General features: G+C 72.5%; 10 protein-coding genes. 5 read left to right on the forward strand and 5 right to left on the reverse strand.

Annotation, left to right across the window (positions count from 1 at the left end; all coding sequences use genetic code 11):
• The first annotated feature begins 29 nt into the window (after positions 1–29).
• Positions 30–1,190, forward strand: a complete 1,161-nt coding sequence (locus tag EOT10_RS01740; protein ID WP_127826213.1) for an XdhC family protein — start codon at positions 30–32, stop codon at positions 1,188–1,190.
• Here EOT10_RS01740 and EOT10_RS01745 read toward each other — a convergent pair.
• On the reverse strand, positions 1,142–2,911 hold the full coding sequence (locus EOT10_RS01745; RefSeq protein WP_127826214.1) for a hypothetical protein: 1,770 nt from the start codon (positions 2,909–2,911) through the stop codon (positions 1,142–1,144). The genes EOT10_RS01740 and EOT10_RS01745 overlap by 49 nt on opposite strands.
• Positions 2,912–2,996: 85 nt before the next feature.
• On the opposite strand from EOT10_RS01745, the gene EOT10_RS01750 reads away from it, so the two are divergent.
• Positions 2,997–4,469, forward strand: coding sequence for a hypothetical protein (locus EOT10_RS01750; protein WP_127826215.1), 1,473 nt, complete (start codon positions 2,997–2,999; stop codon positions 4,467–4,469).
• Between the two features lie 4 nt (positions 4,470–4,473).
• Here EOT10_RS01750 and EOT10_RS01755 read toward each other — a convergent pair whose 3' ends face one another.
• Complete coding sequence (locus EOT10_RS01755) at positions 4,474–4,914, reverse strand: SRPBCC family protein (RefSeq protein WP_127826216.1); 441 nt, start codon at positions 4,912–4,914, stop codon at positions 4,474–4,476.
• A gap of 372 nt (positions 4,915–5,286) precedes the next feature.
• On the opposite strand from EOT10_RS01755, the gene EOT10_RS01760 reads away from it, so the two are divergent.
• Complete coding sequence (locus EOT10_RS01760) at positions 5,287–6,498, forward strand: cytochrome P450 family protein (protein ID WP_127826217.1); 1,212 nt, start codon at positions 5,287–5,289, stop codon at positions 6,496–6,498.
• 13 nt (positions 6,499–6,511) lie between these two features.
• Here EOT10_RS01760 and EOT10_RS01765 read toward each other — a convergent pair whose 3' ends face one another.
• The 3 genes from EOT10_RS01765 to EOT10_RS01775 all read right to left on the reverse strand — a co-directional run bounded on the left by EOT10_RS01765 (position 6,512) and on the right by EOT10_RS01775 (position 9,743).
• Complete coding sequence (locus EOT10_RS01765) at positions 6,512–7,393, reverse strand: oxygenase MpaB family protein (protein ID WP_127826218.1); 882 nt, start codon at positions 7,391–7,393, stop codon at positions 6,512–6,514.
• Positions 7,394–7,468: 75 nt separating this feature from the next.
• A complete protein-coding gene (locus EOT10_RS01770; protein WP_127826219.1) occupies positions 7,469–8,833 on the reverse strand; it encodes an MFS transporter in 1,365 nt (454 codons plus the stop codon).
• Between the two features lie 244 nt (positions 8,834–9,077).
• The gene (locus EOT10_RS01775) at positions 9,078–9,743 is read right to left on the reverse strand and encodes a TetR/AcrR family transcriptional regulator (protein ID WP_127826220.1); all 666 of its coding nucleotides are present in this window, start codon (positions 9,741–9,743) and stop codon (positions 9,078–9,080) included.
• Positions 9,744–9,871: 128 nt separating this feature from the next.
• Between EOT10_RS01775 and EOT10_RS01780 the strand changes: the two genes are divergently transcribed.
• Together EOT10_RS01780 and EOT10_RS01785 are read left to right on the forward strand one after the other, a co-directional pair.
• A complete protein-coding gene (locus EOT10_RS01780; protein ID WP_127826221.1) occupies positions 9,872–10,747 on the forward strand; it encodes a shikimate dehydrogenase in 876 nt (291 codons plus the stop codon).
• Positions 10,748–10,799: 52 nt separating this feature from the next.
• Positions 10,800–12,635 (forward strand): bifunctional sugar phosphate isomerase/epimerase/4-hydroxyphenylpyruvate dioxygenase family protein, encoded by a 1,836-nt coding sequence (locus EOT10_RS01785; RefSeq protein WP_127826222.1) that lies wholly within the window; start codon positions 10,800–10,802, stop codon positions 12,633–12,635.
• Positions 12,636–12,690: the final 55 nt, after the last annotated feature.

A 12,690-nucleotide genomic window follows, 5' to 3' on the forward strand; every position in this document is an offset into this window, starting at 1 on the left:
TCTCCACGCCTCGCTCAAGGAGACCGAACATGCTGGACATCGCCGAGGAGCTCGACCAATGGGCCCGGCAGGGACGCGAGTTCGCCGTGGCCACCGTCGTGGCCGTCGGCGGCAGCGCGCCCCGGCAGCCGGGCGCAGCCCTCGCCGTCGACAGCGAAGGCACCGCGATCGGTTCGGTCTCCGGCGGCTGTGTGGAGGGCGCGGTCTACGCCCTGTGCCAGCAGGCGCTCGAGGACGGCGAGACCGTGCTCGAACGCTTCGGGTACAGCGATGAGGACGCCTTCGCCGTGGGGCTCACCTGCGGCGGGGTCATCGACATCCTCGTCACCCCGGTTCGTGCGGACACCCCGGGACGGGAGGTGTTCGCGGCGGCGCTGTCCGCCGCCGCCCGAGGCAGGGCGGCGGCGGTCGCGCGCGTCACCGAGGGACCCGCCGAACTCCTGGGCCGAGCGATCCTCGTCCAGGACGGCCCCGACGGCGAGGGCGGATACGAGGGGACCCTCGGAGGCCACCCCGAACTGGACCGCACCGCCGCCGGCGAGGCCCGCGCCCTCCTCGACGCCGGACGCACCGCCACCGTCGAGATAGGCGAGAGCGGCTCGCGCTGCGGACAGCCCCTCACGATCCTCGTCGAGTCGTCCGTCCCGCCGCCCCGCATGATCGTCTTCGGCGCCATCGACTTCGCGTCGGCGCTCGTCAGGATCGGCAAGTTCCTCGGCTACCACGTGACGGTGTGCGACGCGCGCCCCGTCTTCGCGACGCCGGCCCGCTTCCCCGACGCCGACGACATCGTCGTGGAATGGCCGCACAGGTACCTGGAGCGTACGGAGACCGACGCGCGCACCGTCCTGTGCGTCCTCACCCATGACGCCAAGTTCGACATCCCCCTCCTCGAACTCGCGCTGCGCCTGCCCGTCGCCTACGTCGGCGCGATGGGCTCCCGCCGTACCCACCTCGACCGCAACGAACGCCTGCGGGACGTCGGCGTCACCGAACTCGAACTGGCGCGCCTGCGCTCACCGATCGGCCTCGACCTGGGCGCCCGCACCCCCGAGGAGACGGCCCTGTCCATCGCCTCGGAGATCGTCGCCAACCGGCGCGGCGGCAGCGGCGTCTCGCTGACCGGCGCCCACACGCCGATTCACCCCGACGCGGCGGCGCCGTCCGGGCGGCTCGGATCGGTGGCCTGACCGAACTCTCCGTTCAGCAGGGCCTCGTTCAGGGTTTCCAGGAGCTGACTCAGTGTCATGGCAAGGGAACGGTGGGCCAAATCCCGCTGGAACACGGGCTGTTCTTCCCTCAGCTTCGGCTCGATCACCGCTTCGGTGACACGGCTGAGCTGTCCGAGCACCGCGTCGAGCAGGCCCCGGGTCTCCTGGCTCACGGGGCTCGGCACGGAGCCGACGAGCGCCGCGAGGTCCTTGCGCCCCTGAGCCGCCGCCCACGCGACAGGCGCGAGGATCTCGGCGGTGAGCGTGCCGGTCGTCTGCTGCCTGACCGCCTCCAGATGGCCGCCGAACGTCTCACGGAGCGCGACGAGCAGCGCGGGCAGCGGCCCTTCGGTACGGGGGCCGGACGCCACGGGCTCATCGGATGCGGGGGCGTGCGCGGGGGTGGGGTCAGGGGGCGCCGTCATCTGGGAGGGCACCCTGCCCCAAGCCGTCGGAGCCGTCGCCATTGCCGCCGCCACCACGGTTTCCAGGGCCGGCGGAGCCTCCCGCGGACCCGCCACGAACACCGACTCACCCGGCTCGTACGCGTCGACCGACCGGAGGTACTCGCCACCCGCCTCCGCCGCGAGCCGGAAGAACCACCACCGGTCCCGCGCGTCGTAGCGGGCGCGGGCCGTGAACATGAGGGCGCACGCCTGGAGCGAGAGCAGCCACTGGCCGTGCCACTCGCTCGAAACGGTGCGCATGCGCAGCCAGCTCTCCGGCGCCGCGCGCACCCTGTCCACCGTCCGGGCAAGCCCCTGCGGGATCAACAGCCCCGGGGTGTCCCGGCCGACGAGCAGGTCGAGTACGTCGGCGCGGGCGTCTTCCGACAGGTGCGGCAGGAAGTCCGCCACCAGGCACAGCAGCAGATGCGCGGGGTCCCGGGCGAGCAGCGCCCCCTCGTCGAAGCGCGACAGGTCGATCAGGACGTACTCGTCGACGTTCGCCTCGGGGCTCCTGGGCACCATGACGTTGCCCGGGTGCAGGTCGCCGTGTGCGCGGCCGCGCATCGGATAGGCGACCGTGTGCTCCGAGAGCGGACAACCGTCGTGTACATGAACCGGGTTGGGGACAGGAGCGGCACCCGGCCGCCCGGTCCGGATCCAGGGTGTGGCGAGGTCGAGGCCCAGCTCGTCGCGGACCCACACGGGCAGCGGCTCGTCCGGTTCCAGGCGCCGGTCGAGGAGTTCGGCGACGAAGGCCGCCGCCGTCATCTCGCCGTGCGTCCTCTCGTCCGGGTTCCAGTCGGCCAGCAGTGACCGTGTGATCTCCGCGGCGACGCCGGGCAGCCGCCGCTGTCGCAGGATCGTGCTGAGGGTGACCATGGTCGCGTCGTTGCCCGCGAAGCCCTGGAACATCAGCCACGAGCCGCCCGCCTCGATCGGATCGTAGAGCTGCTCCACGAGATGGTCGCGGGGGAACGAGTCATCGCCGTTCGGGACGGACCGTCGCGCCGAGATGAGCCGCCCCGGCTCCATCGAGGCGCCGCCGTCGGGGGAGCAGAGCTTGATGATCATCCGTCGGTTGGTGTGCTGCGGATCGCTGTCCCGGATGAACACCGAGGCCAGGAGCGCGCCGCTGCCGCCGGTGTCGAGCCATTTCAGGGCGGACAGGGGGCGTTGGTTGATCTGCTGCCACTTGTCGAGCGCGTCGGCGGCCTGCGCGCCGAACCTGGTGAAGTGGGGAGAGCGGTCCATCAACTCAGTATCCCTACAAGGTCCGCGCGCATGTTCGCCCTCGCGTGATATCTCCTGGGAGGAGCAGGAAAAGGGGTGGGCGAACATGGCACGTCTCAGGGGGAGTCGGCGCCCGAGGTGGCGTCCGGTCGCGGGCGACACCGTCGACGCGGCCCGGCTGCGCGAGGAGATCACCGGACACGAGGCGGCGGCCGGGGGTGTGCTCAGGTTCGAGGGGCTGCGCGTGCGCGGCCCGCTCGACCTCAGCCGCTGCCGCGTCGACGCCGGGCTCGAACTCGTCGACTGCGTCTTCGAAGAGCCCGTACGGTGCGCCGAACTGACCGTCGCCTCACTGGACCTGACGGGATCGATCCTGCCCGCGCTGCACGCGGCCCGGCTCGCCGTCGACGGTGACCTGCGGCTTTCCGGCGCGCGGCTCGGCGGCGGAACGCCCGTGCCCCGTCCGCTGGCCGGCCCGCCCGCCGCCGGCGACGGGCCCCGTGTGCCGCGCCGCCTGCCGGAGGACGCCACGTCGGCCGCACTCGAACTGGCCGACGCGGCGATAGACGGCAACCTCTTCGCCGAACAGCTCACCGTCGCCGACGCGGCCCCCTGGTCCGTGCTCGCGCCCCGCCTGAACGTGTCCGGCTCGGTCCACGCCCGCGGCCTCACCGCCTCCGGCGCCCTCTATCTGAGGGACGCCCGGATCACCCACGCCCTCAACCTGAACGGCGCGGACGTCGGCGGCCTCGACGGCACCGGCCTCGCCTGCGGGCGCGGCCTGTACGCGGACTGGGGCTTCCGCAGCGCCGGGCAGGTGCTCCTGAGGGCCGCCGTGATCGACGGCGTCGTGACGTTCCACGACAGTGTCATCGGCGCACCCGCGGGCGCGCTGCTCCTGAGCCGGCTCCGGGTGCCCCGGCTCCGCCTCGACCTGCGCGAGGCCCCGGCGGGCGACGTGGTGCTCCAGGACGCCGCCGTCGACGTACTCGTCGACTCCGCCGCCACCTGGCCCGCCCCGGGCCGTCTCAACCTCCAGGGCTTCACGTACAAGCGCCTCGAAACCGCCGGCCCCGCCACCGGCGCCGACGTCCGCGCCCGCGTCGACTGGCTGACCCGCGACCCGAACGCGGGCGCCGGCTCCTTCGAGCAGCTGGCGACGTCGTACGAGGGCGCGGGCGACGAGCGGTCGGCCCGGACCGTGCGGCACGCCAGGGAGCGCCATGTGCGCCGTCTCGACCGGCTGTCGGGCCGGGCCTGGGGCCTGCTCCAGGACCTGCTGTTCGGCTACGGCTACGCCCCGCGCCGGGCCCTCGTCTGGCTGCTCTGCCTGGCCGCCGCCGGATCCCTGTGGTTCGCGAACCACGAGCCGCGCGCAGTTGGCGGCTCGGGGCAGCGGGCCTGGGACCCGGTGCTGTACAGCGTCGACCTGCTCATCCCCGTCGCGAGCCTCGGCTATCGCGGGTCCTGGGATCCGCAGGGCGTGGGCAAGGCCGTCGCCGTCTTCCTCGTCGTCTCCGGGTGGACCCTGGCGACGGCGGTCCTCGCGGGGGCCCGGCGCGTCATCGGCCGGGGCTGAGCCCTCAACTTCCGTAGGTGAGCAGCCCGTTGACCGCGCGGGCGAACATCAGGCGCCCGGCCCGCGCGAGGAGCGGGTCGCAGCGCTCCGGCAGCGGGCGCACACGGATCTCCTCCTGCCACACGATCCGGGACCCCGGGCCGTGCGGTGCCACCGCGATCTCGGCCCAGCCGGTGACGAACGTGCCGCGCTTCTCCAGGCGGCACCGGCCCGCCGTGGCGCCGTGCGGAGGCTCCCAGGCGACGACCTCCATCGGGTCGTCGAAGGCGAACCGTCCGACGCCGGTACGCGGCACGAAGACCGTGCCCTCGCCGGTCGGGGGCGGGGTGGCGAGTCTGACGCGGGTGAGCGGTACGACGTCCCCGTGCCGCTCCCAGTCCGTCAGACGGCGCCAGGCCTCGGCCGGGGAAAGCGGCGATTCACGGGTGATTCGGAACAGGGCCACGGCTGGATCCTAGGGCCTCTCGTTTGGATCATGCCGGGCTCGCGGGGCCTGGCACCGCACCTCGCGGCGTTGTCGTCAGTCGCCTACTCCCCCAGCTACCGCTGGGAGGTGCCCCCACCGCGTGGGCTCCTTCCTCCGCCTTGCGATGCACGGCACCAGGCCCCGCTCCCCCCGCGGCGGCAGCCGCACATGACGCCGTCGGCCTGATCCAAACGAGAGGCCCTAGGCGCGCCTTCGGTGCGGGGCCTGCCACGCGACGCCGTGTCCTGTACGTGTCACACGTACGTGCGTCCGAACTCCCCAGCCCCTACGCTCTGTTGTGCTGATTTGATCATGGAACCCCCATGAACCCCCACACTTCTGGAGCATCACATGGCACACGCCCCCCACGTCATCGACCCCGCGGGACGCGGCCTGCACGCGGAGGCCGACCTGCTGCGCCCGCGCGGCACAGCGGCACTCGTCGAACTCCCCGGTGGCATACCGGCCTGGGCCCCCACCCAGTACACCGTCCTCAAGCAGCTCCTCGCCGACGACCGCGTCTCCAAGGACCCCAACCAGCACTGGCCCGCCTGGATCGACGGCGAGTTCCGCGAGTCCTGGGTCAACTCCTGGGTCGGCGTGACCAACATGTTCACTGCCTACGGCGCCAACCACCGCCGGCTGCGCAAGCTCGTCTCGCCCGCGTTCACCAAGCGCCGCACCGACGCCCTCCGCCCCCGCATCGAGGAGTTGGCCCACGGCCTGCTCGACCGGATGGCCGAGGTGCCCGACGGCCGCGTCGACCTGCGCACGGCGTACGCGCACCCGCTGCCGATGCAGGTCATCTGCGAGCTGTTCGGGGTGCCCGAGGACCGGCAGGCCGACGCCGCGCGGCTCATCGCGGGCATCATGGACACCACCGTCACGCCCGAACAGGCCATGGCCATCTGGCAGGAGGTGCACGAACTCCTCGGCGGCCTGGTCGCCCTCAAGCGCGCCACACCCGCCGACGACCTCACCAGCGTCCTGATCGCCACCCGTGACGAGGACGGCTCCGGCCTCACCGAGCAGGAACTCGTCGACACGCTGCTCCTCGTCATCGGCGCCGGACACGAGACGACCGTCAACCTCATCGGCAACGCCGTGCACGCCCTGCTCGGCCACCCCGGCCAGCTCGCCCGCGTCCTCGCGGGCGAGATCCCCTGGAGCGACGTGATCGAGGAGACCCTGCGCTGGGCCCCCTCGATCGCCAACCTGCCGCTGCGGTACGCCGTCGAGGACATCGAGCTGCCCGACGGCGTCAAGATCCCGCAGGGCGACGCGATCCTCGCCACGTACGCCTCGGCCGGACGCGACCCCCTGCGGCACGGGGCGGACGCCGGCGCCTTCGACCTCACGCGCGTCGACAAGGAACACCTCGCCTTCGGGCATGGCGTCCACTACTGCGTCGGCGCGCCCCTGGCCCGGCTCGAAGCGGAGATCGCGCTCCCGGCCCTGTTCGCACGCTTCCCCGGCCTCGCGCTCGACCCGGACGCGGGCGAGGCCCCGCACGTGGAGTCGTTCATCGCCTACGGATACAGCGAGTTGAGGGTCACGCTGTAGGGACGCGCGATTCCTATCGTTCGTGCGGCACCGGGCAGCCGCCCCGGCCCGGTGTCGGGAACGTGCCGAGTTCGGCGACCCGGTAGCCGTTCGGGTAGCCCTTGATCTCCCGGTTCTGCCGGGCGTGGTGCGGCTCGCGGCGCGGCGGCAGCAGCCGGACCGCGCGGCCGCGCAGCCGGACGGCGCCCCGGACGAGCCTACGTACGGCGGGAGTCGGCGGCTCGTAGTCGAAGGCGTGCAGCAGCGGTTCGTCGAGCAGCGCCACCGTCGCCTTCTTCAGCGCCGGGGCGAGGAAGCCCGGGTACCAGGACGCCATGAGCGCGATCGTGGCGTCCGACACCCGGCGCGCCCCCGCGTCCCGGCCGAAGTGCTCGGCCTCGTACGCGTCGAGAAAGCTCTCGAACTCCTCGTAGGAGCCGGGGATGTCCTGGATGCCCATGTGCCGGCCCAGGGTGCGGTAGTAGTGCGCCGCGGCCGTCGTCTCATGGCGGGAGAGCCGGCGCCAGCCGTACGTGTCGATCCAGCGCTTGGGCATCACGACGAACGTGCACAGGACGTACCGCATGTCGTCGTTGCTGATGTCGTAGCTGCGGTGCATCTGGTTGATCCGGCGGATCGCCGTGCGGCCCTGGACGCTGTCGAAGCCGTGCTCGACGACGGTGTCCAGGAGCAGCGCGGTGTCGTCGTACCGCTTCTGCGGACGCTCCGTCAGTTCGGCGGTCCGGTCGAGCAGGGCGCCGATGCTCGGGACGGCGTACGTGCGGTAGAGCGCGAGCTCCAGGGCCCGGGTGTAGTCCCACGGGAACTCGTACGCGCTGGTCAGGCGGTAGATCGTGAGCCAGTCCTGGTCCGGGTCGAGCCGCCGGATCTGCCGGAGCCGTTCGTAGCGCTGCATGCCATCCCCCATCTGTGGCCGGGAGATCAACTCTACGGCTCCGGCGCCACAGATGGGGGTGTGCGGCCGGGTCGGTCAGGCCTTCGCCGGTACGCGCTCGGGCAGTTCAGATTTTGGGCGCAGGCCCAGCTCCTCCGCGGGCACGTCGTGCGTCTCGCGCGCGGTGAGGGCCGCGATGGCCGGCGGCACGCAGAGCGCCGCGGTGAACAGGGCCACGGCCGACCAGTCGTCACCGTTCGGACCCGCGATCTGTGCGGCGAACGCCACCGCGAACCCGGCGACCGCGAAGCCGATCTGGGTACCGATCGCCATGCCGGAGAGCCGGACGCGGGTCGGGAACATCTCGCCGTAGAAGGCGGGCCAGACGCCGTTGGCCGCGCTGTACACGAAGCCGAACGTGAGGATGCCGAGGGCGAGGACCAGCGGGTACGAACCCGTGGAGATCGCCCACAGATAGCAGGCCATCAGCACGGCGCTGCCGACGGCGCCGACCAGGTAGACCGGCCTGCGGCCGATGCGGTCCGAGAGCTTCGCCCAGAGGGGGATCGCGCCGAGGGCCGCCAGGTTCGCGAGGGCGCCCACCCACAGCATCCCGCTCCGGTCCATGCCCACCGCCGGGCTCGTCGCGTACGACAGGGCCCATACGGTGAAGATCGTGCTCACGGAGGCGATCAGGGCGCCGGCGACGACGCGCAGGACGTCGGCCCAGTGGTCGCGCAGGAGGACGGCCAGGGGAAGTTTCACGACGCCCTCGGTCGCCGCCTGCTGGGCGAAGGCGGGGGTCTCCTCCAGGGAGCGGCGGATGACGTACCCGACGACGGCGACCGCGACGCTCAGCCAGAACGGGACGCGCCAGCCCCACGAGAGCAGCTGGTCCTCGGGCAGGGCGGCGACCGGGATGAAGACGAGGGTGGCGATGAGCTGGCCCGCCTGGGTGCCGCTGAGGGTGAAACTGGTGAAGAAGCCGCGGCGGCCCGGTGGCGCGTGTTCCAGCGTCATGGAGCTGGCGCTCGCCTGCTCGCCGGCGGCGGAGACACCCTGGAGCACGCGGCACAGGACCAGCAGGACCGGGGCGAGGGAGCCGACCTGGGCCCGGCTGGGCAGACAGCCGATGAGGAACGTCGACAGGCCCATCAGGATCAGCGTGAAGACCATGATCTTCTTGCGGCCGAGGCGGTCGCCGAGGTGCCCGAGGACGAGCGCGCCGACCGGGCGGGCGGCGTAGGCGACGCCGAAGGTGGCGAGCGAGAGCAGCGTCGCGTTCGCGGGGTCGGACTCGTCGAAGAACACCTTCGGGAAGATCAGCGCGGCGGCGCTGCCGTAGATGAAGAAGTCGTAGTACTCCAGGGCGCTGCCGGTCCAGGCCGCGAGCGCTGCCTTGCGCGGCTGGCCCTCGGGGGGCTGTTGCGGCGCTGCGGCGCCGGGGGAGGGGACGGTCACGGCGTACTCCTAGGGGGACACTTCGGCGGTGAAGTGAGCGGAGGGGTGCGGGGTGGTGCCTGGGCCCTGGGTGTGGGGCGCTGCGGCGCTGCCCGGCTCTTCGGCCATGTCCGGCCGGGCGGTCCAGCTAATTAACCCACTGGGTAGTTAGTAGCGGATGGCTACGGATGTTGCGCTGGCATTGCCCGCATGTCAAGAGGTGGAGTCGCGGACATGTCCGTTCCGGTACCCGCCGGTGCCCCGCTCAGGCCTCGGAGCGATCCGCCGTCAGATAGGCGATGACCATGTCGCCCAGCATCGTCCGGTAGTGCTCACGCTGCTCCGCCGCCACCAGGTCACGGCCGAAGAGCGCGCCGAACGTGTGCCGGTTCGACACCCGGAAGAAACAGAACGAGCTGATCATCGCGTGCAGGTCCACGGCGTCGATGTCGGCCGAGAACAGGCCCGACGCCCGCCCCGCGTCGAGGATGCGCCGGATCACCTCGATCGCGGGCGAGTTGAGCGCGCCGAGCTGCTCGGAGGCGGCCATGTGCTCCGCCTCGTGGATGTTCTCGATCGCGACGAGGCGGATGAAGTCGGGGTGCGCCTCGTGGTGGTCGAAGGTCAGCTCGGCGAGCCGGCGGATGGCGGCGACCGGGTCCAGATGGTCGACGTCGACCTCCTGCTCGGCCTGCCGGATCTGCGAGTACGCGCGCTCCAGAACCGCCGTGAACAGCTGTTCCTTGCCGCCGAAGTAGTAATAGATCATCCGCTTCGTGGTGCGGGTGCGGGCCGCGATCTCGTCGACGCGGGCGCCCGTGTACCCGGCGCGGGCGAACTCCTGGGTGGCGACATCGAGGATCTCGGCCCGGGTGCGCGCGGCGTCGCGGGTCCGGACCGCCGGTCGCGTCGGCTCTTCGACTGTGGCCATGCGTTCCTCCGGGTCCGTTCGGTGCTGGTGATTGTAGAAGCTGCGGCCGTCCGGGTGACGGGCTGCCCTTTCCAGGATGCCGCGTTCCTGGTATTACTAACGAACCAGTTCGTACATTAGGAGAAACGGTGCCTCAGGACTCCTGCCTCGTCGGTCTGATCGGTTCGGGCATCGGCCCCTCGCTGAGCCCCGCGCTCCACGAGCGCGAGGCCGACCGCCAGGGACTGCGCTACCTCTACCGGCTGATCGACATCGACCCCCTCGGTTTCGCCCCCGAACAGGTCGGCGACCTGCTGCGCGCGGCCAGGGCCGTGGGCTACGGCGGCCTCAACATCACCCACCCCTGCAAGCAGCTCGTCATCCCGCACCTCGACGAGCTCGCCCCGCAGGCGGAGGCGCTCGGCGCGGTCAACACCGTCGTGTTCGAGGACGGGCGCGCCGTCGGCCACAACACCGACGTCACCGGATTCGCCGCCTCGTTCGCCCGGGGCCTGCCCGACGCCCCGCTCGACCGCGTCGTACAGCTCGGCGCGGGCGGCGCGGGCGCGGCCGTCGCGCACGCCGTGCTCACCCTGGGCTGCGGACATCTGACCGTCGTCGACGCCCTGCCCGAGCGCGCCGCAGGCCTGGCCGCCGCGCTGAACCGGCACTTCGGCGAGGGCCGCGCGAGCGCCGGCACGCCCGAGCGCGCCGAGGAGTACCTCGCCCGCGCGGACGGCCTCGTCCACGCCACGCCCACCGGCATGGCCGCCCACCCCGGACTGCCCCTCCCGGCCACGCTGCTGCGCCCGTCCCTGTGGGTCGCCGAGGTGGTCTACCGCCCCCTGGACACCGAACTCCTGCGTACCGCCCGGGAGTTGGGGTGCGCCACCCTCGACGGCGGCGGCATGGCCGTCTTCCAGGCCTCGGACGCGTTCCGGCTCTTCACGGGCCGGGAGCCGGACACGGCGCGGATGCTCGCCGACATCGCCGAACTCGCCGCCCCCGCGCCCGCCCGCAGCTGACCCCGCCCAGCCTGAGCCTCTCTCCCCTCCCCCTCCGCGAAGGAGCCCCGCCGTGCGCACCTCGATCGCCACCGTCTCGCTCAGCGGATCCCTGACCGAGAAACTCACCGCCGCGTCCTCGGCCGGATTCGACGGAGTGGAGATCTTCGAGAACGATCTCCTCGCGAGCCCCCTCACCCCCGAGGAGATCAGGGCCCGCGCCGCCGACCTCGGCCTCACCATCGACCTCTACCAGCCGATGCGTGACATCGAGGCCGTGCCGCCACAGGAGTTCGAGCGCAACCTGCGCCGCGCGGAGCACAAGTTCCGGCTGATGAACCGGCTCGGCACGGACACCGTCCTGGTGTGCTCCAGCGTCTCGCCGCTCGCCGCCGACGACGACGCGCTCGCCGCCGAGCAGCTGCACCGGCTCGCCGCGCTCGCCCAGGAACACGGCGTCCGCGTCGCCTACGAAGCGCTCGCGTGGGGCCGCCACGTCAGCACGTACGACCACGCCTGGCGCATCGTCGAGGCGGCGGGGCACCCGGCGCTCGGCACCTGCCTGGACAGCTTCCACATCCTGGCCCGGGGCTCCGACCCCAAGGGCATCGAGGACATCCCCGGCGAGAAGATCTTCTTCCTCCAGCTCGCCGACGCCCCTCTGATGGCGATGGACGTCCTCCAGTGGAGCCGCCACTACCGCTGCTTCCCCGGGCAGGGCGGCCTCGACGTGACCGGACTCGTCCGGCACGTGATCAACGCCGGCTACACCGGGCCGCTCTCCCTGGAGGTGTTCAACGACGTGTTCCGGCAGGCCGACGCGGGACCCACCGCCGTCGACGCCCAGCGCTCCCTCGTGCTGCTCCAGGAGGCCGCCGGGATCGCGGCGCCGCCCGCGTCCGTCGAGCCCACCGGCGTCGCCTTCGCGGAACTCACCACCCCGGACGCCGGCGCGGTGTCGGACCTGCTCGGCGCGCTCGGTCTGCGCCGGACCGCCCGGCACCGCAGCAAGCCCGTGGAGCTGTGGCAGGCCGGTGCGGCGCGCGTCCTGGTCACGACCGACCCGGTCCGGCACCGCGACGGGCTCGCGCTCGCCGCGCTCGGCCTGGAATCCCCGGACCCGGCCGCCGCGGCCGCCCGCGCCGAGTCGCTCCTCGCGCCCGTACTGCCCAGGCGCCGGGCACCCGAGGACGCCCCGCTCGACGCGGTGGCGGCGCCCGACGGCGTGGAGATCTTCTTCTGCGCGACGGACCGGGAGGGCCTGCCGAACTGGCGGGAGGACTTCGCACCGCTTCCCGAGGCGCCCCTCCCCGACGCACCCCTGCCCGCCGGCCGATGCGGTGAGCCCGGTCCCGCCGCCCCCCTGCGCATCGACCACCTCGCCCTGACCCAGCCCTGGCACCAGTTCGACGAGGCCGCGCTCTTCCACCGCACGGTCCTCGGGCTCAGGCCCCAGGAGAGCGTCGACGTCGCCGACCCCTACGGCCTGCTCCGCAGCCGCGCCGTCACGAACGGCGACGGCAGCGTGCGGATCGCCCTCGGCATCGGCGCGGGCCCCGCCGACGACGCCGGCCGCGCCCAGCACATCGCCCTCGCCACGGACGACGTGGTCGCCGCGGCCCGCGCCTTCCGGAAGGCGGGCGGACGAGCACTGCCCGTACCGCCCAACTACTACGACGACCTCGCCGCCCGCTTCGAGTTCGCTCCCGGCGAGGCCGAGACGTACCGCGAACTCGGCATCCTCTACGACCGCGACGAGCACGGCGTCTTCCGCCACTTCTACACGGAGACCGTCGGCCGGGTCTTCTTCGAACTGGTCCAGCGCGACGGCGGATACCGCGGTTACGGCGCCCAGAACGCACCCGTCCGCCTCGCCGCCCAGCACGCGCTCAGGCCCGGACGACGGTAGCCCCGGCGCGGACGGTTTACCTCCCGCGCACCTGGTGACCCGATGGGTACGTCAG

It is taken from the genome of Streptomyces antnestii, assembly GCF_004005495.1.
GTDB classification, from domain to species: domain Bacteria; phylum Actinomycetota; class Actinomycetes; order Streptomycetales; family Streptomycetaceae; genus Streptomyces; species Streptomyces antnestii.

What these genes read in the sequence shown, in the direction of transcription:
- EOT10_RS01760 (WP_127826217.1), top strand. Translation starts at nt 5,287, where the DNA reads ATGGCACACGCCCCCCACGTCATCGACCCCGCGGGACGCGGCCTGCAC.
- EOT10_RS01765 (WP_127826218.1), bottom strand. Translation starts at nt 7,393, where the DNA reads ATGCAGCGCTACGAACGGCTCCGGCAGATCCGGCGGCTCGACCCGGAC.
- EOT10_RS01775 (WP_127826220.1), bottom strand. Translation starts at nt 9,743, where the DNA reads ATGGCCACAGTCGAAGAGCCGACGCGACCGGCGGTCCGGACCCGCGAC.
- EOT10_RS01740 (WP_127826213.1), top strand. Translation starts at nt 30, where the DNA reads ATGCTGGACATCGCCGAGGAGCTCGACCAATGGGCCCGGCAGGGACGC.
- EOT10_RS01745 (WP_127826214.1), bottom strand. Translation starts at nt 2,911, where the DNA reads ATGGACCGCTCTCCCCACTTCACCAGGTTCGGCGCGCAGGCCGCCGAC.
- EOT10_RS01750 (WP_127826215.1), top strand. Translation starts at nt 2,997, where the DNA reads ATGGCACGTCTCAGGGGGAGTCGGCGCCCGAGGTGGCGTCCGGTCGCG.